The sequence below is a fragment of the Flavihumibacter sp. genome (assembly GCF_036676075.1).
In the GTDB taxonomy this organism is placed as follows: Bacteria; Bacteroidota; Bacteroidia; order Chitinophagales; family Chitinophagaceae; genus Flavihumibacter.
The window spans coordinates 311,915-333,362 of record NZ_JAKFDQ010000006.1; the positions used below are offsets into that span (position 1 = coordinate 311,915).

The window sequence follows — 21,448 nt, forward strand, 5'->3', positions numbered from 1 at the left end:
AAGGACGCATCGGCGTTTGAATATTCAATAGATTGCTTCAATCTTTAAATGAACATATCATGAAAGCAGTCGTTAATGATGTATACGGTCCTCCCGATGTACTCCGGCTCACAGAAATCGAAAAGCCTGTTCCAAAAGATAATGAGGTTTTGATCAGGATCTATGCCACGGCTGTTAATTCGGGGGATGTTCGTATGCGGAAGGCCGATCCCTTTCTCGTCAGGTTCATGCTGGGATTATTCAAACCCCGGATCAAACTGATGGGAATTATCCTGGCGGGTGAAGTGGAAGCCACCGGAAAAGATGTTACAAGGTTTAAGCAGGGTGACCAGGTCTATGGAATATCCATCAAAACATTTGGTGCCTATGCCGAGTATAAATGTTTACCGGAAGATGGTGTGATCGCCTTAAAGCCCGCAAACCTCTCCTACCCAGAAGCCGCCGCCATTCCCTTCGGCGCCAATACTGCACTTCATTTTTTAAGAAAGGCAAAGTTACAAGCCGGACAGAAAATATTGATCTACGGTGCTTCCGGATCGGTGGGAACTGCTGCTGTTCAGCTTGCCAAAATTATGGGTGCAGAAGTGACAGCAGTTTGCAGTTCGGCCAATGCATCGCTGGTAAAATCACTGGGAGCAGATATAGTTATCGATTACACCAAAGAAGATTTTAGTAAGAATGGCAAGCACTATGATATTGTTTTTGACGCGGTTGGCATGAGCCCCTTTTCGGGTTCTGTACATTCGCTGAATAAAAATGGAAACTATATCAGGGTGGTTCATATGTCACTGCCTCCCATTCTTAAAGGCCTGGGGGTTTCATTAACGAGCAGTAAAAAAGTTATTGGTGGAGTTGCAATAGATACAGTTGAGAACCTGAACTATCTCACTGGCCTTATTGAAGCCGGACAACTAAAACCTGTTATCGATAGAACCTATCCCCTTGTAGAGCTTGCTGAAGCCCATCGCTATGTTGATGGCGGACATAAAAAAGGAAATGTTGTTATAACGGTGTAGAATACCGTAATTTATAAAATCAACTGTTTAGGAAATGGCACAGTTTGTTATACCGAATAATGACGGGAAACTCAGAAACCTTTGGTGGGTCGCCCTTTTCTTTCTGATCTTAGCTGCTATCACCATCCCCCTCGTACTACTTTCTCAGCACTATGCCTTTGAGCTTAGTATTTTCTACCAGGTTATCATCATTACTGTTGTTTCCATTGTTTGCCAGGCTATTATCCGGCAACCACTAGAGGATCTTTTTGGAACGCTTGATATCAATTGGATCCGATCCCTTTCAAAAGGTTTGCTGATCGGTGCCGCCCTCATGCTGGTTCCTGCTTTGGTTTTATTGCTGGCAGGTGTAAGATGGATTGCCAATCCACTTGAGCTGTCATCCCTCCTTCCAATCACCGTATTGTTCATTGCCTATGCGGTTTCAGAAGAACTGCTTTTCAGAGGCTTTATTTTTCAAAGACTTATTGCGGCTTTAGGGGAATGGCCGGCGCAATTAATTATCTCCGGATTTTTCATGTTGGCTCATCTGAATAACCCGGGTATGACAGGAAGTATAAAGGTGCTGGCCAGTATAAATATTTTCTTCGCTTCCATATTATTGGGACTTGCCTTTATTAAAACCAGAAGCCTGGCCCTGCCTATCGGTATTCACTTTATGGCCAATTGGGTGCAGGGTATCCTGCTGGGTTTTGGCGTTAGCGGAAACCAGCAGCCAGGCCTGTTAAAGCCGGTCCTCAATGACGCCCCGGTTTGGTTAACAGGCGGCAACTTCGGCCTGGAAGCAAGTGTGCCCGGCCTCATCTCAGTTATCATCACGATTGTCTTTTTATACAAGTGGCGACCGCGGCATGTATGATCTCTCTCATCGTTTTAGGTAATGCAAGTCACATAACAAGGGATTGGCCAATCGTACTTTTATAGTGAACGAAATGGCAGTTATGAAAAAGAGTATAAAAGTACTTGGTCCCGGTTGCCCTAAATGCAAGACAACCTATAATAATGCATTGGAAGCTGTAAAGCAATTGGGCATCGAAGCCGACGTTACCAAAATTGAAGACCTTGAAACAATGATGCAGTACAATGTTTTAGCTACTCCTGTATTGATGATCGACGAAGTCTCAAAGGTTCGGGGCCGTGTTGCAGAGGTTAAGGAGATAAAGGAATTATTATCCCAATAATCATGTTCACCTGGGCTCAATCATTCGCCGACTGGCTTATCTATACTGTTTTTGGTATTGCAGAGCAAACAAAGTTAGGCGATGCGCTTAATTTTTTTGTTTTCGATACCATCAAGATCTTCATACTGCTGGCCGGCGTTACTTTTTTAATGGGTATAATCAACTCCTATTTTCCTATTGATAAGGTGCGAAATTTTTTGACCAAACGAAAATGGTTTGGCCTCGATTATTTTGTGGCCTCCTTCTTCGGTACCATTACGCCGTTTTGCTCCTGCTCTTCAGTTCCCTTATTTGTAGGCTTTGTTAAAGGTGGCATTCCACTGGGAGTTACACTGGCATTTTTGATCTCCTCTCCATTGGTTGACGCGGTTACAGTGGCCATTTTCTTTGGCATCTTCGGGCTAAGGATTACCCTCATCTATGTGATTAGCGGAATCATATTATCAATGATTGCCGGATTCGTTCTGAGTAAAATGAAATTGGAGGGATTACTTACCGATTGGGTGAAAGCATTACTCAAACAGAAAGAGATTGCCATAGATGGTGATGGCGAAAAACCCTTGACATTTGCTCAACGATTACCGGCAGTTATTAAAGAAGCTGCAGGTATTGTGAAAGGAGTTGCAGTATATATTTTGATTGGTATTGCCGTTGGGGGATTAATGCATGGCTATATTCCAACCGGTTTTTTTGAGGAATACATAAGTAAGGAAAATCCATTTGCCGTTCCGATTGCTGTATTAGTTGGTGTTCCCATGTATAGTAATACAGCGGGTATTTTGCCCATCATGCAGGTATTGGTCGAAAAGGGAATCCCGCTTGGAACTGTCATTGCTTTCTCCATGGCAGTGGTTACACTCTCCATACCTGAAGCTCTTTTGCTTAAGAAAGTGATGACAACTAAAATGCTGATGATATTTTTAGCAGTAGTTACTGTTTGTATCATCATCTCCGGTTATCTGTTCAACTTTATCATGTAAATTAACAGTCCTCTTATTGTTGTGTAACAGTTCTTACACAACACGGGTTTTTGGTGGAGTAGCTTTATAGCAACTACGATAAAATACTTCATCATGAAAAATATATTGAAACATACAGCCATCTCTATGCTGCTCGTCGCACTTGTTTTTTCCTTTTCTTTCTGTAATAAGGACGATGACGATAGCCCTTCAAATGACGATAACGCCGTCATCAATGTGGCCAATCTCCAGTTGCAGGTCAACAACCTTCCCAATCAGCCAATAAGCCCGGAAGAGCGAACCAGCCTGGTCTTTATGCGTGAAGAAGAAAAACTTGCCCGCGATGTGTATATCACCCTTTACAACAAATGGGGATCAAGGATTTTCAATAATATCTCCTCCAGTGAGCAAACCCATATGGAGGCTGTGCTGATCCTTCTCAACAAGTATGAGATACCCGATCCCATTGGCTCTAATCCTATCGGGGTATTTAATAATGCAGCCTTACAGACGCTCTACAACGAGTTGGTGGCAAATGGAAAATGGAGTGTCCTTGATGCCTATAAAGTAGGTGCAACTATTGAAGACCTCGACATCTTCGATCTGCAGAATGCAATGGCTATAGTTGATAACCAGGATATCGAACTGGTGTATTCAATGCTTACGAAAGGTAGCAGAAATCACCTGAGGGCCTTCTACAGTAATATCCTGAAGGTTGGGGGCAGTTATACACCGCAATATATAAGCCAGACTGAATTTGATGCGATCATCAACAGCTCCATGGAAACAGGATTTTAGTGATCATTATTTAAATGAAAACTGCCCGGACTCTCCGTGCAGTTTTCATTTATTGTATATAAATTTTATTCTTCCGAAACCCCTGCACCGGGTGCATTCGTTTTTACTGAATCAATGCCATTATCGCGACTTGCCGCTGTTTCGTACATCTGGCTTTTCCCGATCACCTGTCCATTGCCCGCTTTCAGGTTGAAATAAAACTTTCCATTGCCCGATGTCAGCTTCTCGTATCGGCTCTCATCCGTTGCATTTTTCTTCACTGAGTCAATTCCGTTATCACGGGCAGTGCTTGTAGTATACCCTTCGCTGGTGAGAATAACCTGGCCGTTATCGGCTTTCAAATTGAAGTAAAACTGACCGTCATTTCCGGTCTTGGTGGCAAACTTTCCCATAGATATATTTTTTGGTACACATCAAGGTACTTTATTTCTAAAAAAGCAGAAATCTGGTAGTCACAGCACAATAAATCCTTGATGCTTTTTTAATGCCGGGATAATCCCTTTGGAGTCAGGTAGGAGACGTAAGATAAACGTAGGATAAACGTAAGATAATATGGAGAGAATGCCTTGAAAATGCCTTTAATTACTTATCTTAAAGAAAAAAATTATGGGAAGAGCACATGGCACATTAACGCTCGGCATGAAAGGCCAGGTGGGCAAGCAAATTGTATATCGTACCAGGGGCGATAAAACCTTCATGTCGAAATACCCTGATATGTCAAATGTTGTTCCCTCTAAAGAACAACTCAGGTATAAATCGCTATTCTCCAAAGCCGTCCGCTATGCCCAGGGCATCATCCGGAATCCGGCAAAGAAAGCCGCCTATAAAGTGAAGAAGGGTAAAACAGTTTACCATACTGCTATTAAAGACTATATGCGCCAGCATAGTGCAGGCAAAAAGGGTTAAAAGCAGTTGTATAATTCACTTACCAAAACATAAAGCCGGGAGAATAAATCTTCCCGGCTTCTTTTTTCAACAACCAAACCTTCCAAATCTTCCCTTTCTTCCAAATCTTACTTCTTACCTCTTAAATCTTACCTGATATCTTACCTCTTACCTCTTACCTGATATCTTACCTACTGGACAATGATTTTCTGCATTACGTCAGGCTCTTTCATTAAACGCACCACATAGGCTCCCGGCGCAAGTCCCGTTATCTTAACCACCTGGAACTCCGTTATACTATATTTCTTTACCAACGCGCCGCTAAAGCTGTACACCTCCAGCATATCCTGCGTAATGCCTTCTGCCATTATCCTTAGGTCGCCGTTAGAAGGAACCGGCCATGCGCTTAAAATAGTTTGCTTGATCTTGGATCCATTGATAGCACGCACAACCGAATAGCTGAAGCTTCCATCTTTGTATTCCTGTTTCAACTGGTAATATGATTTTCCGGGGTAGGCATTGGCATCCAGACTGGTATAACTGAGTGGCAGGTTGCTATTGCCGCCGGGTGCTGCAGAAGCCATATATCCCACCTTGGTGAATACACCATCTGCCAGTTTGCGTTCGATGTGAAAGCCAACACTGTTCAGTTCCTTATCTGTTTTCCAATCGAGTTTCACCTGGCTCGCATTCACTCTTTTCGCCGCGAACTGGATCTTCGAAATATAGGTGCTGGTAGGTGGAATCGCAATCCGGTATGGCTGTAAAAATCCCTGCGTAACCAGATGAGTGCTATTGCTAAAACTGCTGCCAACTAACTCTCCCAGCGTAGTTTCCACCAGCAGGTTACCGGATGCTAAAGTTCCTCCTCCTGAATTCAATGTGCGTATACTCACGCTCTGCGCCATAATTGTTATGCTCAATAATTGGAGCAATAATATAAATGATGATGATCTCTTTTTCATGATGATGATTTTATTGGAGACCATGGTTTACCTGATCCTGTATCCGTTAAATACGGCATCTTCTATGGTAATGGGATCAGCACCGGTTTCCCTGCGCATGTAAACCCGTACTACGTCGCCTTCATTCAACTTCACAACCCTGCTATAGGTGATTATTCTTTTTTTATCATCCGCCATAAATGACATCGGATTGGTGAAGGGAGCAACATAATATTGTGCAGTTATAAACCCGAGTGCTGCTGAATTTTGTCCCGCTGCGGTAGAAGTGGCATTACCCGTGAAACTCAGGTAATAGAGTCCAGATTCCTTAACTGTGAATTCGCCGGTAGCAGGATCAGCCAGGTCTTCATCATCCATGAAATCATGGGTAAAGGTGATGGTGACGTTTTCGTTAAATGCATATGCTTTGGGGGTGGTGGTTTCAATGGCGAAAGCCTGCACGGCGCCTATCAGGTATTTGGCTGAAAACGATGTGTAACTTTGAAACGCATAGGGAACCGTGGCCACGTCCTGGCTGCCCATGTTTATGAAAGCACCGCTGTTGTCAAGATCCACTTCCAACCGGATTGTCTTTGGTTTATTGTCGGTTATAAGGGGTACAATATTTCCGGTTACAGATTCATATCCCGGTGATGCAATGGTTACCTGGAACAATCCAAGGGTATTGGTGGTAACGGCCCTTACTTCTGAATAGAACGGGGTTTCCACGCCGTTCTCCTTTGTGTTGAGAATGATCTTTACTTTGATCGACTTACTGGCAACCGGGTTGCCATCTGCTGTTCTCACTACTGCCTGGTAGTTCATCGTTAATGGCACCTGGGCATTTGCCAGTGTGAATGAAAATGAGAAGAAAACGAAAAGTAATAACTGCTTCATGATTAAAAAAAGTTTAATGGTAAATGGTAGGGCAAATATCTCTGCGCTTAATCGCCACTAAAAATTTATCCCGCCATTCTGCAGTTTAACCATAACCAGGTGTGCCATTTCCAAATTGAACCGTTCTATTCCCTATTGCCCATTGCCCTTCCTAACTTTATACCTCCCCTTATTTTCCTTATATTCAGTACATCAATTTCAATCAGAGAAATCGCTCCCACATGAAATCTTACATCTTACATCTTACCTCTTACCTCAAATCTTACCTCTTACATCTTACATCTTACCTCTTCTGCCTTTCCCTATCCGCCCAACCCCCCGCGCCCGTCTTCACCGCGCATAAGGATATCGGTAATCCTGCCATTAAAGGCAGCATGCAGTACCGTGAGGCCGACCAGTCATACCAGCTCACTGCAGGTGGCTATAATATATGGTTTGGGAGGGATGAGTTTCATTATGCTTTCCGGAAGATCAGCGGCGATTTCATCCTCACGGCCAATTTCAAGCTGGTGGCTCAAGGCGTTGACCCCCACCGCAAAACCGGCTGGATGGTAAGGGCAGGGGAGGGCGAAGATGCTGCGCATATGACCGCCACGGTTCATGGCGATGGAATGGTGGCCCTTCAATGGCGAAGGATGCGCGGTGCCCATATGCGCGATCCGCAGGATGAGATCTTCACCAAAAAAACGGCTACGGAGATCATTCAGCTGGAACGGGTCGGAAAAACATTTATCATGCGCGTAGCCAATCCCGGTGAGCCTTTGCAGGAAGTTGGCAGAACTGATGAGATTGATATGCCGGACTCAGCACTGGCAGGAATTTTTCTCTCCAGCCATAACCCGGAAGTAAAAGAAGAAGCCATCGCCTGGAATGTTCGCATAGAGAAAACTGTTCCCGATAATTATAATGGCTACCGCGATGGCATCCTCGGCAGCCGCCTCGAAACCATCGATATTGCCAGCGGCATCCGCAGGATCATCCATGAGGACAAGGGCCGGTTTGAAGCGCCCAACTGGATGAAGGATGGCAAACGATTACTGTATAACCAGGGCGGGGCAATTTATACTATCCCAGTGGCAGGCGGTAGTCCGGAAAAGCTCAACACAGGCAGCGCTACCCGCAACAATAATGACCATGTGATCTCTCCCGATGGCAAATGGCTGGCCATCTCTTCGCACCGGGATGGCATGACGGGTGGTGGAAGTACAATCTATTACCTGCCCATCACCGGCGGCGAGCCCACACTGGTTACCGACAGCACACCCTCTTACCTGCATGGCTGGAGCCCCGATGGAAAGCAGCTGGTATATACCGCCCAGCGACTTCAATCATCGGAGGCGTATAATATCTACCGGATTCCATTGAAGGGGGGTAAGGAAGTGCAGCTCACAAATCTCAAAAAAGGGCTGGCAGATGGACCGGAATATGCACCCGATGGTAAATGGATCTATTATAACAGCACCGTTTCCGGTAATATGCAACTATGGCGCATGAAGCCCGATGGCAGCGGAAGCGAGCAGCTCACCTTCGACGAATACAATAACTGGTTCGCGCATCCTTCTCCCGATAATAAGTGGATCGTGTTCCTGTCTTTTCCCAATACCGTTTCTGCTACCGACCACCCTTTTTACAAACGCGTACTGTTGAGGCTGATGCCAGTATCAGGGGGAGCGCCAAGAGTGATCGCTTATCTCTTCGGCGGACAGGGAACTATCAATACACCCAGCTGGAGCCCCGATAGTAAGCAGGTTTCTTTTGTGAGTAATTCAAAGGCATTGGACTAGTACCGGGGGATAGTCAGCTCCAGAGTCTTACGGCTCAATGGGATTCGACTACACCTCAGTCGAAAAATCACCCGATCGGTTCCTTTTATTTCTCTTCCAGCGCAGGAGATTTATCTTTAGAGACTGATGCCCCATTATCAGCTGACCATCACCGTATTACTCCTTTCCCTGGCTATTACCGTTAGGGCACAGGATCCTTATTTCCGCAAGCTTACCGTGGCAGAGGGACTCAATGATGGAAGCGTTCCCATCGTGAGCCAGGATAGTGAGGGATATATCTGGATCGCATCACAGGGTGCCCTTAACCGTTATGATGGTACCACGGTGAAAACCTATAGCCATAAAACCGGCGATCCTTATTCCATCCCAGCAAGTATCGTTGAAAGCATGGGCGCCGACAGTAGTGGGCATTTCTTTATTGGTTTTGAAACGGGACTGGTTTCCTTTGATCGTTCAACAGGCCGCTTCCACCCCGTGAAATCACTTGAAGGCGTTATCGTGTCAAGGATCATCCCCTTCAATAAAAATGAAGTATACCTGGCAAGCAGAAAGGGATTGGTAAACCTTAAGCCCAATACCAATTCCGTTCATTTTTTCCGCGATAATGCCGATAGTTTATTACGACTACCGGTAATGGATATGGTAAAACAGCAGAACAAGCTCTATCTAGCTACCAGAAAGGGGTTGCTATGCTTTGACCCGGCGCAGCGATCTGTTGATATCGTGAACCTTCCTTCGCTGCAGGGGCAGGGACTATTCAGTGTTGCCGTTGATGAAAAGGGATGGTTCTGGGTGGTTACCGGAAGGCAGAGAAAGGTATGGCGTATATCGCCCGACTTCCTCTCCAGCCAGTCTTTTGATTCGGTTTTCTCCGCCGGTGGTAATACCATAATCAACGTTACCGGTCTGCAGAAAGATCGTGCCGGTAATATCTGGATCAGCACCCAGTTGGATGGACTGCTTCGTTTTGATACCCGCACAGAAAAATGGTCGGCTTATAAACATGATCCCCTCCAGCCATTTTCCATCTCCACCAACCTGCATAGCAGCATTTTCTGCGATCGCGATGGCATGGTATGGGTAGGGGGAAACAGGGGCGTGAATTATTTTGATCCACAGGAAAATTTCTTTACCATCATTCCTCCTTTTCTCTCTGATATTGATATCCTGAACCGCCGTGTGGCAAGGGTTACCACCGAAGACCACCAGGGCAATCTCTGGTTCGGCACCATCGATGGCGTAGTAAGATTTGACCCGCGCACAAAAAAATATACGGAGTGGAATAACCGCGACCAGCGTGCACAGGTTATTCATTATAATTCGATCCGCGGACTCTTTACCGATCACCAGAATAATATCTGGATCGCCACCGGCCGTGGAATAAACAGGTACAATAACCGTACAGGCATAATGGAATTCCTGCGCAATAAAGATGGCATTCCCGAGCATTTTTATTTTTCGGTTGATACTGACCGTGAGGGAAGGATATGGTTCTCCTCGCGTGATGGGGATGGCTTTTATTATTATGACACAACCTCCCGAAAATTCTCCAGCATAAGTGAACATCCATCCCCCCTGAAAGCCTTCGCCGGAAAGGGGGGCCGGAAGGTATTCCATGATTCAAAAGGCAGGTACTGGCTGGGATTCAATGGCGAGGGATTGGGTGTTTACGATCCTTCCAATAATACCACCCGTATTTTCACAGCCGGTAATAAAGCGGGCTCCATTGCAGGGAATATTATCGTGGATATAAGGGAAGATAAAAACGGCATCATCTGGGTCAGCAGCTATAGCGGTGTGTCGGGAATAAACCCGGCGAACTGGACAATCACCAATTTCAACAGCACCAATGGACTGGCAAGTAATACCACCGGTCCGCTGGCAGTGGATTCTTTGAACAGGCTCTGGATCGGTACCAGGAAAGGATTGCAGTTGCTCGACAGCAGCCGGAAATATTTCACCCTCTTCACGCAGCAGGATGGACTGCCCTCCATTGAGTTTCCTGAACATTTTTCTTACACCACCCGCTCGGGGCATTTTATCATGCCCACCCAGAATGGCTATATTTATTTTGATCCGCTTCAGTATTGTGAACAGAACCGCGAGATGGCTTTTTATGCAGCCTCCTTCAGCTTGTTTGGTAAGGAACTTTCGGTTGACCTGAACCGTGATGATGCAGTGATAGAACTTGCTCCCGATGAAAACTTCTTCTCCATCGAGATGAATGCCATCAACTTCCGTGATCCATCCCGCACCTGGTACGCGTATAAACTGGAAGGGGTAGACGACGAATGGAATTATACCCAACAAAATATCGCCAGCTATACCAAGATCCCGGGTGGCAGTTATAAGTTCAGTTATATGGCTTCTAACAGTGCCGATCACTGGCAGCAACAACCACGTTCCTTCACCATAAAAATTGGGAGGGTATTTTATAATACACCCATCTTCTGGATAATACTGATCAGTCTGGGTTTCCTTGGCTTATACCTGATATACCGCTACCGCATAAGGCAACAGGCATTGGTATTTGAGCTGGAGAAAAAAGCACAGTTGCTGGAAAAGGAGAAAACTAAGGTGATGTTCGAAAGCCTGAAGCAACAACTGAATCCGCATTTCTTATTTAACTCGCTCACCTCCTTATCCGGACTAATTGAAACAGACCAGAAACTTGCCGGCAGTTTTCTTTCGCGGATGTCGAAACTCTATCGCTATATCCTGAAGAATGATGACAAGGAACTGGTGGCCCTTCGGGAGGAACTTGATTTTGTAAAAGTGTATGCCGATCTGCAGAATACCCGCTTCCGGAATGGACTGGTAATAAAAATTGATGTGCCAGATGAAATGATGGACCGTAAAATTGCACCGGTAACATTGCAGAACCTGGTGGAGAATGCCATCAAGCATAATATCATTGATGAGGGATCGCCACTGGTCATTGAACTTTATGTAGAGAATGAATACCTCGTGGTGAAGAATAACCTGCAGAAGAAGAATGTAGTGGAAACATCCAACCAGCACGGAATGAAAAGTCTGGGTTCGCTATACCAGTTCCTGAGCGAGCGACCAATCATTACAGAAGAATCAACAACAGATTATAAGGTATCCATCCCACTGATCACCTAAACTTTATTAGTATGACAGCCATTATCATTGAAGATGAAGAGATCATTGCAAAGGTTCTCCAGAATAAGATCAAAAACCTGGATGATTCCATTGATGTTGTGGCAACACTGCCAAGCCTTAAAGTGGCAAAGCGATGGTTCCTGAACAATGCTACGCCGGATATGATATTCATGGATATACAATTATCTGATGGTGTAAGCTTCGAGTTGCTCGAACAGTTCAAACTCGACTGCCCTATTGTATTTACCACAGCCTATGATGAATTCGCGATCAGGGCCTTTAAAGTGAATGGCGTCGATTACCTGCTGAAGCCGGTTGATGATGATGAGCTGTTGAAAGCGATACAGAAATGCAAGCAGATCATCGCTGCACAACATCCGCTGCCGGGTGATCTTTCCCAACTGGTAAACCTGATCAACGGCAATGGTGAAAAGCGGTTCAAGGAAAAGTTCATTGCCAGCCTTGGCAGCCAGTGGATCCCGGTGAATACAAATGATATCGCCTGCTTTACCCGTGAGTCATTGAACTATATTTATTTGCACACAGGAGAGCGTTATCTCCTTGATATCACCACCCTCGATGAAGTGGAGGACCTGCTGGACCCCGCAAGATTTTATCGCGCCAACAGGCAGTTTATCATCAATGTGGATGCGGTTCATGCCGTGAAGCCGGTGGAAAATTCAAAACTGGTTCTTAAACTTAAAGCACCCAACAATAAGTTCGAAATTGATATGAGCAGGGAGAAGGCGCCCACCTTTAAAAAATGGTTAGATCGCTAATCCATACACTTCATTCAGATTTTCTTGTTTAAGCATTGCAACCATTGCAGCTTTGTAGCTATAACAATTATTATTCTATGACGAAGGAAGAAATTAACCTGGTGAAAAGCACCTGGAAAATGATCCGTCAGATCGATGCTTCGGTAGTAGGGGATACATTTTATTCAAAGCTGTTTTATGAGAACCCATCCTTGCGGCAGCTCTTTCCTGCGCAATTGGATGAGCAATATAAGAAGCTGGTGATGATGCTTAATTTCCTGATCGAACGATTAGATAAACTGGATGCAATAGATACGGAGATAGAAGAATTAGCGAACAGGCATATCCGTTATAAAGTTCGTCCCGGGCATTACAGGATGGTGGGCAATGCCTTACTCTGGACCTTGCAGCAGGGGCTCGGACAGGATTGGTCGGAAGAAGTTGGCAATGCCTGGCGCAAATGCTATGGCACCCTGATGGAAAGGATGTTGGCAGTTAAAGAAAGCTGATTATTCATCAGTTCATAAAGCAAGTGGAATTTTATTTCCACTCTTCACTGCCGCATAAATGGCATCGATAATTTTAAGGTCTTTTAATCCCTCTTCTCCATCAACCGGAACGATAGGCTTCTTGCCTTCGAGGATGATAGCAGCCATCTCATCCATCTGTGTTGTCTGGTGAGTGATATGCGTGAAATTAAGTTCGCCTTTATTTGTTCTTGCCTTGATGGGGCCATATCCCGTGGAAGGATTCATCTCCGCAAAACCTTTATCTCCATTCAGGAAAAAGCGATCCAGATAATTCATGCTATAGGTGGAGAGGCAGGATGCAACGGCTCCACCCGGGAAGCCGAGTTGGAATATTATCGTTTCATCTAAACCTTCTGTAAACATAGCCGGATCGGTCTTGGTTTCCTGTGCCGTAACCCAGATGGGTTCTTCACCGATCATGTACCTGGCTCCATTGATGGAGTAGATCCCGATATCCATCATGGCACCACCACCCGATAATTCTTTCTTCATACGCCACTGGTTGGGATTGCCGATTTTGAAACCACTGAGTCCCTGGAAGAACAGCGGCTTACCAAATTCGCCTGCATTCCGGAGGCGGATGATCTCAAGGGTATTGGCCTCAAAATGCATGCGGTAGCCTACCAGTAATTTCACATTCGCTTTTTTGCAGGCAGCGATCATTTCTTCGCCCTCTTTGGCATTGATTGCCATTGGCTTTTCACAGATCGCATGCTTGCCCGCGGCGGCTACTCTTATTACCTGCTCCTTATGCAATGCATTGGGGGTGATCACATATACCGCGTCTATATCAGGATTATTCTTTAGCTGGTCGAAATTTTCATAGTTATAGCAATTCTTGTCGGGCACCGAATATTTCTTCTTCCATTCCTGGATCTTGGAAGGGGTTCCGCTGATGAGTCCGGTTATCTTCGCCTTTTTGCATTGCTGCATGGCATCAGCTACACGGGAGGCGTAACTGCCGAGGCCCATGAGTGCAACTCTTAAAACAGGTGCATGTGGATCATAATCATCTGATTTAGCGGCAGCCTCATTTTCTTCAGGATTATTAGCAAGCGGATTTTCACCAGGGGTTAAACCGCTGGAACCGTCTTTGAGATTAAGAAAAGGAATTCCTATTGCAGAGATGGTGAGGTTTTGCAGAAAATCACGACGTGAACCCATGACTAAAGATTTTGTATTTCTAAGTTAGCACAAAAAAAGTCCCGTGTCGTTACAACTTCCTTAAGGAAGATAACGAGACGGGACGATGTTTTTCCCACACTGCGGAGTGGTGGAAGCGTTATTTATTAGCGCTGCTCTCTTGGTCTTGCTTCGTTCATTTTAATAGCCCTGCCATCAAGCATTTTGCCTTCTAGCTCACGCATGGCATTTTCTGCTGATTGTTGGTCAGGCATGTCAACGAAACCGAAACCGCGACTGCGATTGGTTACTTTGTCCATGATAATGTTAATAGAAGAAACTTCTCCGTAAGGAGTGAAAATTTTTTTCAGGTCTTCCGACTGTACGCCGAAGCCCAAATTGGAAACATAGATGTTCATTACTTAACTTTTAAATAAAAATAGTCTGAGGACAAAAGCGAGAGGTAAAGAAATGCGGTTGATTAGCGGACTTCAATTACGAGAGGCTGAATACTCAAATGTCATTTGCGTGAAGATAGTCTATTTCTTGGTAAATTCCTTTCCACAGGGTAAATTGACCATCATGATGACTTTATTAACATTTGCATGCATGGCGCTTAATCCAATTGATACAACCGTCCTTAAACAAAGAATAGTTGCCGAATTTAATAAACAACCACAGGCTTTATTTGCCGTGGCGGTGAAAGATCTTTCAAGTGGTGATACATTTCTCTATAATGATCAACTTGAATTTCATGCTGCAAGTACAATGAAAACGCCGGTGTTGGTAGAAGCCTACAAACAGGCGAAAGAAGGAAAATTTTCTCTGGCCGATTCTATGCTGGTGAAGAATAGTTTTGAAAGCATTGTTGACGGAAGCCTTTATTCACTTGATTCAACCGATGATAGTGAGAAAGACCTCTATTCAAAGATCGGATCTAGACTTCCAATATCAGACCTGCTTTACAGGATGATCACCAAAAGTTCTAATCTCGCCACCAATCTTATCATCGACCTGGTAAAAGCGCCTAATGTAAATGCAAGCATGCGAAAACTTGGCGCCTCTAAGATCCAGGTATTGCGTGGTGTGGAAGATGGAAAGGCCTTTGCAAAAGGACTCAACAATACAACAACTGCCTATGACCTGATGCTGATCATGGAAGCTATTGCGAACGGAACGGCTGTTGATAAAAAATCAAGTGAAGGAATGATTAAGGTATTGATGGACCAGTATTTTCGTGACATCATTCTCGCTAAGCTTCCTGCCGATGTGAAAGCCGCCACCAAGAGCGGAAATATCACTGCTGTATGTCATGATTCAGGAATTGTATTCCTGCCCGATGGAAGAAAATATGTTATCGTGCTATTGTCCAAAGGCATTCCCGATCAGTCGGTTGCCACAGAGATACTCTCCACCGTTTCGCGAATCGTTTATGACCACCTGCAATAAAGATTATGAAGAAAGCATTCATCTATGACCTTGATAATACCATTTACGCGGTATCGTCTATCAGTAAAATATTGTTTGCTGATCTCTTTGCGTTGATAGAGAACAGCACGGAGCATGACGGTAATATTGAGGGAATAAAACATGAGCTGCAAAGAAGACCTTACCAGTTGGTGGCAAAGGAATTTGGTTTCAGTGAAAGTCTCACCCAGGCTGGATTTGATCTGCTTAATAACATGAGCTATGATGATGCAATTCATCCCTTTCCCGATTATGGTGAGATACTTTTATTGGAGGGGGATAGGTTTCTTGTTACAACAGGATTCAGCAAACTGCAGTGGAGCAAGATAAGAGGGATGCAGATTGAAGAGGATTTTCTTGAGATCCATATTGTTGATCCTTCCAACTCATCCCGCACCAAGCGTGATGTATTTGCTGATATTATTGAGCGACACGGTTATCCTATTGCCGAAGTGGTTGTAATTGGCGATGATCCTAAATCGGAGATCAGTGCCGCGCAGCAACTCGGTATTGAAACAGTGCTGGTTGATAAAACGTCACAGTTTCCCGATGCGGTTGTCGATCACCGCGTGTCGGGCTTCAGCGAATTGCGTCGAATCTATCAGAACTTGTAGATGGCGGCGAGTCCATGGCTTTCACCAGAGAAAGGAACCACTTTCAGGTCTCCTTTTTTCAGCAGTTTATTCTTGTGAAAATGAGGTACGAGTATGCCGGTTATTGTACCCTGTGCCATTCCTAAAAGTATCTCGGTAGGAAAATGTAATCCCCCTCTGTAGCGGCCATAAGCCGTGAGACCAGTGGCCGCACCCGCCACACCATAGAAAACATATTTCAATTTTGATTCAGGGTGATAATCGGCATAGGTCTTGGCCATGAAAAAAGTGGAAGTTGCTACTAAGGCAACATGTCCGGCATAGAAAGAATTTTTTGCTCCACCGCGGCGGCGAAAATCCATGGGCGTGTCTTCATGGTAGGCATAAGGCCGGTATTGGTCATTCAGGTAAACACTTCCTGTATACATTATCCCGGTCATTGACATGGTCTCGAGGAAAAGTAGATTCAGCTTCCAGAAATCTCGGCGCATTTTTTTATCAAGCAGGAATAAGATGGGCATCGGCATCGACGCATAAAAAGGGATATAACTATCCTTGTCGGCTTTTTCAGAGTAAGGCCTGATGGCCCAGCGATTGATCTTACCTATATCATCTTTCCTTAATGCATTTATCTGTGCTTCGGTTGATTTATCCTTACTATAGATCTGGGTGAAGGCATAGAGGGTCCAGCCTGTTCCAACGGCAGTAAGGGGATAATCGATGGCTGGTTTGATGATGTAAACCGGGGTGTCTTCCACCTTGTTTCTCGCATGCTCAACAGGCGCATTCACAACAGAACTGTCCTCCTGGCTGAAAGATTTTATGGCCAGCATTATTAAGGCAAGAGATAGGGTAATGATCTTCTTCATGCCCCGCTATTGCAATCCGGATGCCAACCCCGCATCTACTTCCTTCCCTCTACCGTGGGATCAAGTTCCCTGCTGCTATATACTTCGATCCGCTTGAGTAAAATGAGGGATAAAACCAGCCATATTAGTCCCATACTGAATCCCGCTAATACATCACTGGTATAATGCACGCGCAGGTAGATCCGGCTGAAGCCTATCATCAGGATGATGGTGATCAGAAAGATAGCTAGTGTCCATTTCAGATAGGGGTTGGGAACTGTTTTCCAGATCAGGTAGATCAGCAATCCGTAGAATGTAACGGCATTAAGGGCATGGCCGCTGGGGAAACTCAATCCCCTTGCTTCTGCAAGCAGTGGGATCAGGGGCCTGGCGCGACCGAAGAAATGTTTGAGCAGAAACATCAGTGCCAGACTGCTTAAGGCAATGGCCGGCACTTTTATGGAAAACCATTTATGCTTCCTTACAAACAGAAAATATACAATGAGCGATAGGTTAGCGGGAATAAGAAAATAGTGTCCGCCGATATAACTGAAAAACAACATTACCTGGTTATTAAAATCACTTACATGATTACCGAGGTGGTCGAATATGTACTGATCGAAACTGTTATTCTGCAAATAAAATACCCGTCGAACCATATAGATGAACGCATACAACGAAACAAAAAAAAGGGTTATGATGATAACCATTTCAACAGAAAGAAGGGCCGCCGCCGCTCCGGCTTTTTTTATTTTCTTATTTATTTCCGATCGGATCATGCGGTCAAGTTAAGAAATGTTTAGGTGTCTGACACATGTTCGGAGGATGTTAGAACATATGTTCGAACGTTGCGCGAACATGTGTCAGACACCTAAAAATGTTGGTTGAACATCATTTGAGTTTTCCTGTGAAACGCCCGCTGGTACAGGATTTTTAAAATTCATTAAGGGTTTTGTCATCAGTGAATCTGCAAAAAGATGGGTTGCAGGCCGGAAAATCATAGTCTAAGTTTGTATCAGCATCACGCTAAAAGGGCCACTTGCCTGGTATCTTTCCTCAACATTGCTTCCCCTTCACGATTGCTTCTCCATCACGATTGCTTCTTCATATCGATTGCCTCCATGCAAGATTTTTTTAAACACACTAACAGATAAACTTTTATTATGAAGAACACAAACACACACCTGAGAAACATTCTTTCAGCAATCGCAGTTTTTGCAACACTGGCAGTTGGTTCATCCAGCGCAATGGCCAACACGGAGAAGAGAACTAAGAAGTCAGTACCCGTTGAGATCAAGTATGTTGGTAGCAACTACCAGTCGCCCGTACTCGAACTTAGTTTCGAAAATGCCAGCGAAGAAGACCTGACCATTATCATCCGCGACCTCGATGGTAACACACTGTATACAGAGACCTCCTCTGACAGTAAGTATGCGAAGAAATTCCAGTTCGATAATTACAGTATCGAACCCATCCAGATCAAGGTTACCGTTGCTTCTAAAAAAGGAAGCACGACAGAAACTTTCGAGGTAACCCGTAAAAGCCAGATGGTAGAAGCGGTTGTAATTAATAAGTTATAATCAGTTTCGGGTAATTTAGTACCAGTAAGGGAGGCAGGAATTTTTTACTTTAGGAGTATGAAATCTCCTGCTTCCCTTTTATTCGCCCTCCTGCTATTGCTGGCAGGTCTGCCCCTCGTGGCGCAACTCCGTTTACCAGCCCTGATATCCTCCGGCATGGTATTGCAACAGAATGATTCGGTTGCCCTTTGGGGATGGGCCGGCCCCGGAGAGAAAGTTTATGTAAAAACCAGTTGGTCATCCTCCACTGATTCAACCCTCGCCACCAACCTCGCTACCTGGAAACTGAGGGTAAAGACGCCCGCCGCCGGTGGCCCCTACAGTATCGAAATAAAAAGCAGGAATACTATAAACCTCACTGATGTTATGATCGGGGAGGTTTGGATATGCTCGGGACAATCAAATATGGAGTGGAATTATTTTAATGGCACATCCGACCTGGCCGCTGTTTTTCCTACAGCAAAAAATACAAATATCAGGCTCTTCCATATTCCAAGAACGGGTGCCGATCATCCACAGGAGGATGTGAGGGCGAACTGGGTTAGCGCTGATTCCACCACCATAAAATCATTCAGTTCAGTCGGTTATTTTTTCGGCCGCAAACTCCAGGAAGAGCTGAATGTTCCCATCGGACTCATCAATGCAAGCTGGGGCGGAACGCCTGCTGAAACATGGATGCCTGAAGCGAATATTTTAAATGATGCAACACTTCGCGAAGCTGCCTCCAAACTGAAGACCTTTGCCTGGTGGCCATCAGCCGCCGCCAAAGCTTTTAACGGAATGATCTACCCGGTTACACATTTCAATATTACCGGTGCTATCTGGTACCAGGGTGAAAGCAATACAGAAACCAATGCATCCTACAAACAGTTGATGGTTTCACTGATAGATTCCTGGCGTAACGCGTGGAAAAAAGAACTGCCTTTCTATTATGTGCAGATCGCACCTTTCAACTATGGACAAACGAATATTGGTGCGCTACTCCAGGAGCAGCAAACAAAACTCATGAGCCATCCCCGTACTGGAATGGTGGTGGTTACCGACCTGGTAGATGATGTAAAAGATATTCATCCTTCAAGGAAGAAACCCGTGGGAGACAGGCTCGCCAACTGGGCACTTGCAGAAAATTATGGAAAGACGGGGATCAGTTTTAAAAGTCCGGCTTACCAAAATCACAGTACGGTTAAGAACCGATTGGAGCTTACCTTCACAGATGCAAAGGAGTTAAAGTTCAACGATAAAGAAGCATCCGGATTTTATATTTCCGGAGAAAACGAAGCCTGGTATCCTGCTAAAGCAAAATGGGAGAAAGGGAAGTTGATACTCACGGCTAAAGAAGTGCCGAAGCCCGTTCATGCCAGGTATGGATTCGGCAATACGCTTATTGGTAATGTATTTAATGAAGCAGGATTGCCGCTTATTCCATTCAGGACCGACGACTGGGTTGTAGAACAAAAACCACTCTGATAACGCTCACAAACAAACGAACATGTTACGATTGCCATTGCTGATTTTCGCCATCCTGCTCTGTGGATTAAATCTTTACAGCCAGCGCACCTCCGGTACAATTTACCAACTGATCATTTATCATTTCCAGGATAAGGAGCAGGAGGCCGCACTTGATTCGTATATGGAGAAAGCCTTGCTGCCAGTATTACATAAAAGAGGTGTGCAGAAGATCGGGGCCTTCAAACCCATTGCTAATGATACGGCAAAAACCAAACAACTATATGTGTTGCTTCCATTCAAAAACTGGAAGGATGCAACAGAGTGGAGGCTGGCAATTCTGAAGGATAAAGATTACAGTAAGGATGCTGCTGCCTTCCATGCTGCACAATACGATAAGGCGCCTTACACTCGAATGGAAAATATCTATATGCAATCCTTTGCACTCGCCCCATCGCTTACTCTTCCTGTGCTTAGTGGCAGCATTGCCGATAAGGTTTATGAATTGAGAAGCTATGAATCCAGCACGGAAGAAAGGTATCGCAATAAGGTACATATGTTCAATGAAGGAGGGGAGATCGATCTTTTCAAAAGACTTGATTTCAATGCAATATTTTATGGTGATGTAATTGCTGGAAGCAGAATGCCTAACCTGATCTACATGACGAGTTTCAATAATATGGAACAGCGTAATGAGCACTGGAAAGCGTTTGGCGCATCACCCGAGTGGAAAAGGATCTCTACCATGGCAGAATACCAAAAAAATGTATCAAAGGCCGATATCATCCTGATGCACGCTGCCCCATATTCGGATTACTAAAGCATTTGCAAAGATCCTAATCAGGACTGAATCCCAAATACAAAAACTGAGATGCTGGCGATATCCTTCTTTTCTTTTATCTCAAACAACTGATGCGTTTTCATGTAAAGCATTAATAATTCAATGAAAGCGCTTCCCATAATTCTCTGCGGAGTACTGAGGATGATGGTGGTTCCATTTTCAAGGAACCGGGTCACCAGTTTTATTAAATCCGGAAATAAGTGGGGATCATAATTGATATCACTTAATAGTAGAATATCCGTTTGAAGCTCTACCGGTATATCCCTAACGTCTATCCGTACACTATTTGCATTTTTAAACCCATGATATGAAAAGCTTTTGACCATTGTTTCCACGGCCGCGTCAATATGATCACTGCTGGTAACAGACTGGGCTATTGTTGCAGCAACAACAGATGGCAATCCCAGTCCAGCCCCCAATTCCAAAAGCTTCTTCCCCTCAATCAAGTCCTCATTTTCGCGGAGAAATATTGAGAGTGCAATTGCAGAGGGCCATAGTCTTGTCCAGAAAGGAAAATCAATATCCGGACGAAGTGATTTCTCCCGCTCATATATTTTCTTTACCTCATCTTCATCGGGCATAAATATTTCCGTGGAATAGAGTCCATATTCTATTGTGTGGAGGTAGACGGGATAATGCATGTGTTGAAAGCTGCAAATATCCGGATTGTACT

Annotated in this window: 23 protein-coding genes; 15 read left to right on the top strand and 8 right to left on the bottom strand. The window is 44.7% G+C overall.

Features of this window, described 5'->3' with window-relative positions; all coding sequences use genetic code 11:
• Positions 1–59: 59 nt before the first annotated feature.
• From V6M43_RS01390 to V6M43_RS01410, 5 genes are all read left to right on the top strand, one after another.
• Positions 60–1,016, top strand: a complete 957-nt coding sequence (locus V6M43_RS01390; RefSeq protein ID WP_332732257.1) for an NAD(P)-dependent alcohol dehydrogenase — start codon at positions 60–62, stop codon at positions 1,014–1,016.
• 34 nt (positions 1,017–1,050) lie between these two features.
• The gene (locus tag V6M43_RS01395) at positions 1,051–1,875 is read left to right on the top strand and encodes a CPBP family intramembrane glutamic endopeptidase (RefSeq protein ID WP_332732258.1); all 825 of its coding nucleotides are present in this window, start codon (positions 1,051–1,053) and stop codon (positions 1,873–1,875) included.
• A gap of 82 nt (positions 1,876–1,957) precedes the next feature.
• A complete protein-coding gene (locus V6M43_RS01400) occupies positions 1,958–2,197 on the top strand; it encodes a thioredoxin family protein (protein ID WP_332732259.1) in 240 nt (79 codons plus the stop codon).
• 2 nt (positions 2,198–2,199) lie between these two features.
• A complete protein-coding gene (locus V6M43_RS01405; protein WP_332732260.1) occupies positions 2,200–3,177 on the top strand; it encodes a permease in 978 nt (325 codons plus the stop codon).
• Between the two features lie 93 nt (positions 3,178–3,270).
• On the top strand, positions 3,271–3,954 hold the full coding sequence (locus V6M43_RS01410; RefSeq protein WP_332732261.1) for a DUF2202 domain-containing protein: 684 nt from the start codon (positions 3,271–3,273) through the stop codon (positions 3,952–3,954).
• A 65-nt stretch (positions 3,955–4,019) separates the two neighbouring features.
• Here the strand turns inward: V6M43_RS01410 and V6M43_RS01415 are convergent, their stop codons facing one another.
• Entirely contained in the window at positions 4,020–4,346 is a 327-nt protein-coding gene (locus V6M43_RS01415) for a YegP family protein (protein WP_332732262.1), read from the bottom strand.
• 214 nt (positions 4,347–4,560) lie between these two features.
• On the opposite strand from V6M43_RS01415, the gene V6M43_RS01420 reads away from it, so the two are divergent.
• Entirely contained in the window at positions 4,561–4,860 is a 300-nt protein-coding gene (locus tag V6M43_RS01420) for a hypothetical protein (RefSeq protein ID WP_332732263.1), read from the top strand.
• A gap of 170 nt (positions 4,861–5,030) precedes the next feature.
• Here V6M43_RS01420 and V6M43_RS01425 read toward each other — a convergent pair whose 3' ends face one another.
• Positions 5,031–5,804 carry a T9SS type A sorting domain-containing protein gene (locus V6M43_RS01425; protein WP_332732264.1) on the bottom strand — a complete coding sequence of 258 codons (774 nt, stop codon included), beginning with the start codon at positions 5,802–5,804 and terminating at the stop codon, positions 5,031–5,033.
• Positions 5,805–5,831: 27 nt separating this feature from the next.
• The gene (locus V6M43_RS01430) at positions 5,832–6,680 is read right to left on the bottom strand and encodes a C1q-like domain-containing protein (RefSeq protein ID WP_332732265.1); all 849 of its coding nucleotides are present in this window, start codon (positions 6,678–6,680) and stop codon (positions 5,832–5,834) included.
• Positions 6,681–6,901: 221 nt separating this feature from the next.
• Between V6M43_RS01430 and V6M43_RS01435 the strand changes: the two genes are divergently transcribed.
• The 4 genes from V6M43_RS01435 to V6M43_RS01450 all read left to right on the top strand — a co-directional run bounded on the left by V6M43_RS01435 (position 6,902) and on the right by V6M43_RS01450 (position 12,857).
• Positions 6,902–8,464, top strand: a complete 1,563-nt coding sequence (locus V6M43_RS01435; protein ID WP_332732266.1) for a TolB family protein — start codon at positions 6,902–6,904, stop codon at positions 8,462–8,464.
• 126 nt (positions 8,465–8,590) lie between these two features.
• Entirely contained in the window at positions 8,591–11,590 is a 3,000-nt protein-coding gene (locus V6M43_RS01440; protein WP_332732267.1) for a ligand-binding sensor domain-containing protein, read from the top strand.
• 11 nt (positions 11,591–11,601) lie between these two features.
• Positions 11,602–12,369, top strand: coding sequence for a LytR/AlgR family response regulator transcription factor (locus V6M43_RS01445; RefSeq protein ID WP_332732268.1), 768 nt, complete (start codon positions 11,602–11,604; stop codon positions 12,367–12,369).
• A 77-nt stretch (positions 12,370–12,446) separates the two neighbouring features.
• Positions 12,447–12,857 carry a globin domain-containing protein gene (locus V6M43_RS01450; RefSeq protein ID WP_332732269.1) on the top strand — a complete coding sequence of 137 codons (411 nt, stop codon included), beginning with the start codon at positions 12,447–12,449 and terminating at the stop codon, positions 12,855–12,857.
• 12 nt (positions 12,858–12,869) lie between these two features.
• On the opposite strand, the gene V6M43_RS01455 is transcribed toward V6M43_RS01450, so the two are convergent.
• Together V6M43_RS01455 and V6M43_RS01460 are read right to left on the bottom strand one after the other, a co-directional pair.
• Entirely contained in the window at positions 12,870–14,042 is a 1,173-nt protein-coding gene (locus V6M43_RS01455) for a Gfo/Idh/MocA family protein (protein ID WP_332732270.1), read from the bottom strand.
• A gap of 125 nt (positions 14,043–14,167) precedes the next feature.
• Positions 14,168–14,419: an RNA recognition motif domain-containing protein gene (locus V6M43_RS01460; protein WP_332732271.1), complete on the bottom strand. Its 252-nt coding sequence runs from the start codon at positions 14,417–14,419 to the stop codon at positions 14,168–14,170.
• Between the two features lie 163 nt (positions 14,420–14,582).
• Between V6M43_RS01460 and V6M43_RS01465 the strand changes: the two genes are divergently transcribed.
• Positions 14,583–15,449: a serine hydrolase gene (locus tag V6M43_RS01465; RefSeq protein WP_332732272.1), complete on the top strand. Its 867-nt coding sequence runs from the start codon at positions 14,583–14,585 to the stop codon at positions 15,447–15,449.
• Positions 15,450–15,454: 5 nt separating this feature from the next.
• A complete protein-coding gene (locus tag V6M43_RS01470) occupies positions 15,455–16,081 on the top strand; it encodes an HAD family hydrolase (RefSeq protein ID WP_332732273.1) in 627 nt (208 codons plus the stop codon).
• Here V6M43_RS01470 and V6M43_RS01475 read toward each other — a convergent pair.
• Both V6M43_RS01475 and V6M43_RS01480 read right to left on the bottom strand, forming a co-directional pair.
• Entirely contained in the window at positions 16,069–16,929 is an 861-nt protein-coding gene (locus tag V6M43_RS01475) for a phosphatase PAP2 family protein (RefSeq protein WP_332732274.1), read from the bottom strand. The genes V6M43_RS01470 and V6M43_RS01475 overlap by 13 nt on opposite strands.
• A 35-nt stretch (positions 16,930–16,964) precedes the next feature.
• Positions 16,965–17,687, bottom strand: a complete 723-nt coding sequence (locus V6M43_RS01480; protein WP_332732275.1) for a phosphatase PAP2 family protein — start codon at positions 17,685–17,687, stop codon at positions 16,965–16,967.
• Between the two features lie 384 nt (positions 17,688–18,071).
• Between V6M43_RS01480 and V6M43_RS01485 the strand changes: the two genes are divergently transcribed.
• Genes V6M43_RS01485 through V6M43_RS01495 form a run of 3 tightly spaced genes read left to right on the top strand, consistent with a single transcriptional unit; the run spans position 18,072 to position 20,754 of the window.
• Positions 18,072–18,488 carry a hypothetical protein gene (locus tag V6M43_RS01485; protein WP_332732276.1) on the top strand — a complete coding sequence of 139 codons (417 nt, stop codon included), beginning with the start codon at positions 18,072–18,074 and terminating at the stop codon, positions 18,486–18,488.
• 57 nt (positions 18,489–18,545) lie between these two features.
• Positions 18,546–19,955 (top strand): sialate O-acetylesterase, encoded by a 1,410-nt coding sequence (locus V6M43_RS01490; protein WP_332732277.1) that lies wholly within the window; start codon positions 18,546–18,548, stop codon positions 19,953–19,955.
• Positions 19,956–19,977: 22 nt separating this feature from the next.
• On the top strand, positions 19,978–20,754 hold the full coding sequence (locus V6M43_RS01495) for an NIPSNAP family protein (protein ID WP_332732278.1): 777 nt from the start codon (positions 19,978–19,980) through the stop codon (positions 20,752–20,754).
• 20 nt (positions 20,755–20,774) lie between these two features.
• On the opposite strand, the gene V6M43_RS01500 is transcribed toward V6M43_RS01495, so the two are convergent.
• The gene (locus V6M43_RS01500) at positions 20,775–21,416 is read right to left on the bottom strand and encodes a hypothetical protein (protein ID WP_332732279.1); all 642 of its coding nucleotides are present in this window, start codon (positions 21,414–21,416) and stop codon (positions 20,775–20,777) included.
• Positions 21,417–21,448: the final 32 nt, after the last annotated feature.

Excerpts from the sequence above, each read along its gene's own strand:
- V6M43_RS01460 (WP_332732271.1), bottom strand. The coding sequence starts at position 14,419 with ATGAACATCTATGTTTCCAATTTGGGCTTCGGCGTACAGTCGGAAGAC.
- V6M43_RS01435 (WP_332732266.1), top strand. The coding sequence starts at position 6,902 with ATGAAATCTTACATCTTACATCTTACCTCTTACCTCAAATCTTACCTC.
- V6M43_RS01450 (WP_332732269.1), top strand. The coding sequence starts at position 12,447 with ATGACGAAGGAAGAAATTAACCTGGTGAAAAGCACCTGGAAAATGATC.
- V6M43_RS01390 (WP_332732257.1), top strand. The coding sequence starts at position 60 with ATGAAAGCAGTCGTTAATGATGTATACGGTCCTCCCGATGTACTCCGG.
- V6M43_RS01425 (WP_332732264.1), bottom strand. The coding sequence starts at position 5,804 with ATGAAAAAGAGATCATCATCATTTATATTATTGCTCCAATTATTGAGC.
- V6M43_RS01490 (WP_332732277.1), top strand. The coding sequence starts at position 18,546 with ATGAAATCTCCTGCTTCCCTTTTATTCGCCCTCCTGCTATTGCTGGCA.
- V6M43_RS01500 (WP_332732279.1), bottom strand. The coding sequence starts at position 21,416 with ATGCATTATCCCGTCTACCTCCACACAATAGAATATGGACTCTATTCC.
- V6M43_RS01495 (WP_332732278.1), top strand. The coding sequence starts at position 19,978 with ATGTTACGATTGCCATTGCTGATTTTCGCCATCCTGCTCTGTGGATTA.
- V6M43_RS01445 (WP_332732268.1), top strand. The coding sequence starts at position 11,602 with ATGACAGCCATTATCATTGAAGATGAAGAGATCATTGCAAAGGTTCTC.
- V6M43_RS01400 (WP_332732259.1), top strand. The coding sequence starts at position 1,958 with ATGAAAAAGAGTATAAAAGTACTTGGTCCCGGTTGCCCTAAATGCAAG.
- V6M43_RS01465 (WP_332732272.1), top strand. The coding sequence starts at position 14,583 with ATGATGACTTTATTAACATTTGCATGCATGGCGCTTAATCCAATTGAT.
- V6M43_RS01485 (WP_332732276.1), top strand. The coding sequence starts at position 18,072 with ATGAAGAACACAAACACACACCTGAGAAACATTCTTTCAGCAATCGCA.
- V6M43_RS01405 (WP_332732260.1), top strand. The coding sequence starts at position 2,200 with ATGTTCACCTGGGCTCAATCATTCGCCGACTGGCTTATCTATACTGTT.
- V6M43_RS01470 (WP_332732273.1), top strand. The coding sequence starts at position 15,455 with ATGAAGAAAGCATTCATCTATGACCTTGATAATACCATTTACGCGGTA.
- V6M43_RS01455 (WP_332732270.1), bottom strand. The coding sequence starts at position 14,042 with ATGGGTTCACGTCGTGATTTTCTGCAAAACCTCACCATCTCTGCAATA.
- V6M43_RS01475 (WP_332732274.1), bottom strand. The coding sequence starts at position 16,929 with ATGAAGAAGATCATTACCCTATCTCTTGCCTTAATAATGCTGGCCATA.
- V6M43_RS01430 (WP_332732265.1), bottom strand. The coding sequence starts at position 6,680 with ATGAAGCAGTTATTACTTTTCGTTTTCTTCTCATTTTCATTCACACTG.
- V6M43_RS01480 (WP_332732275.1), bottom strand. The coding sequence starts at position 17,687 with ATGATCCGATCGGAAATAAATAAGAAAATAAAAAAAGCCGGAGCGGCG.
- V6M43_RS01415 (WP_332732262.1), bottom strand. The coding sequence starts at position 4,346 with ATGGGAAAGTTTGCCACCAAGACCGGAAATGACGGTCAGTTTTACTTC.
- V6M43_RS01420 (WP_332732263.1), top strand. The coding sequence starts at position 4,561 with ATGGGAAGAGCACATGGCACATTAACGCTCGGCATGAAAGGCCAGGTG.
- V6M43_RS01395 (WP_332732258.1), top strand. The coding sequence starts at position 1,051 with ATGGCACAGTTTGTTATACCGAATAATGACGGGAAACTCAGAAACCTT.
- V6M43_RS01440 (WP_332732267.1), top strand. The coding sequence starts at position 8,591 with ATGCCCCATTATCAGCTGACCATCACCGTATTACTCCTTTCCCTGGCT.
- V6M43_RS01410 (WP_332732261.1), top strand. The coding sequence starts at position 3,271 with ATGAAAAATATATTGAAACATACAGCCATCTCTATGCTGCTCGTCGCA.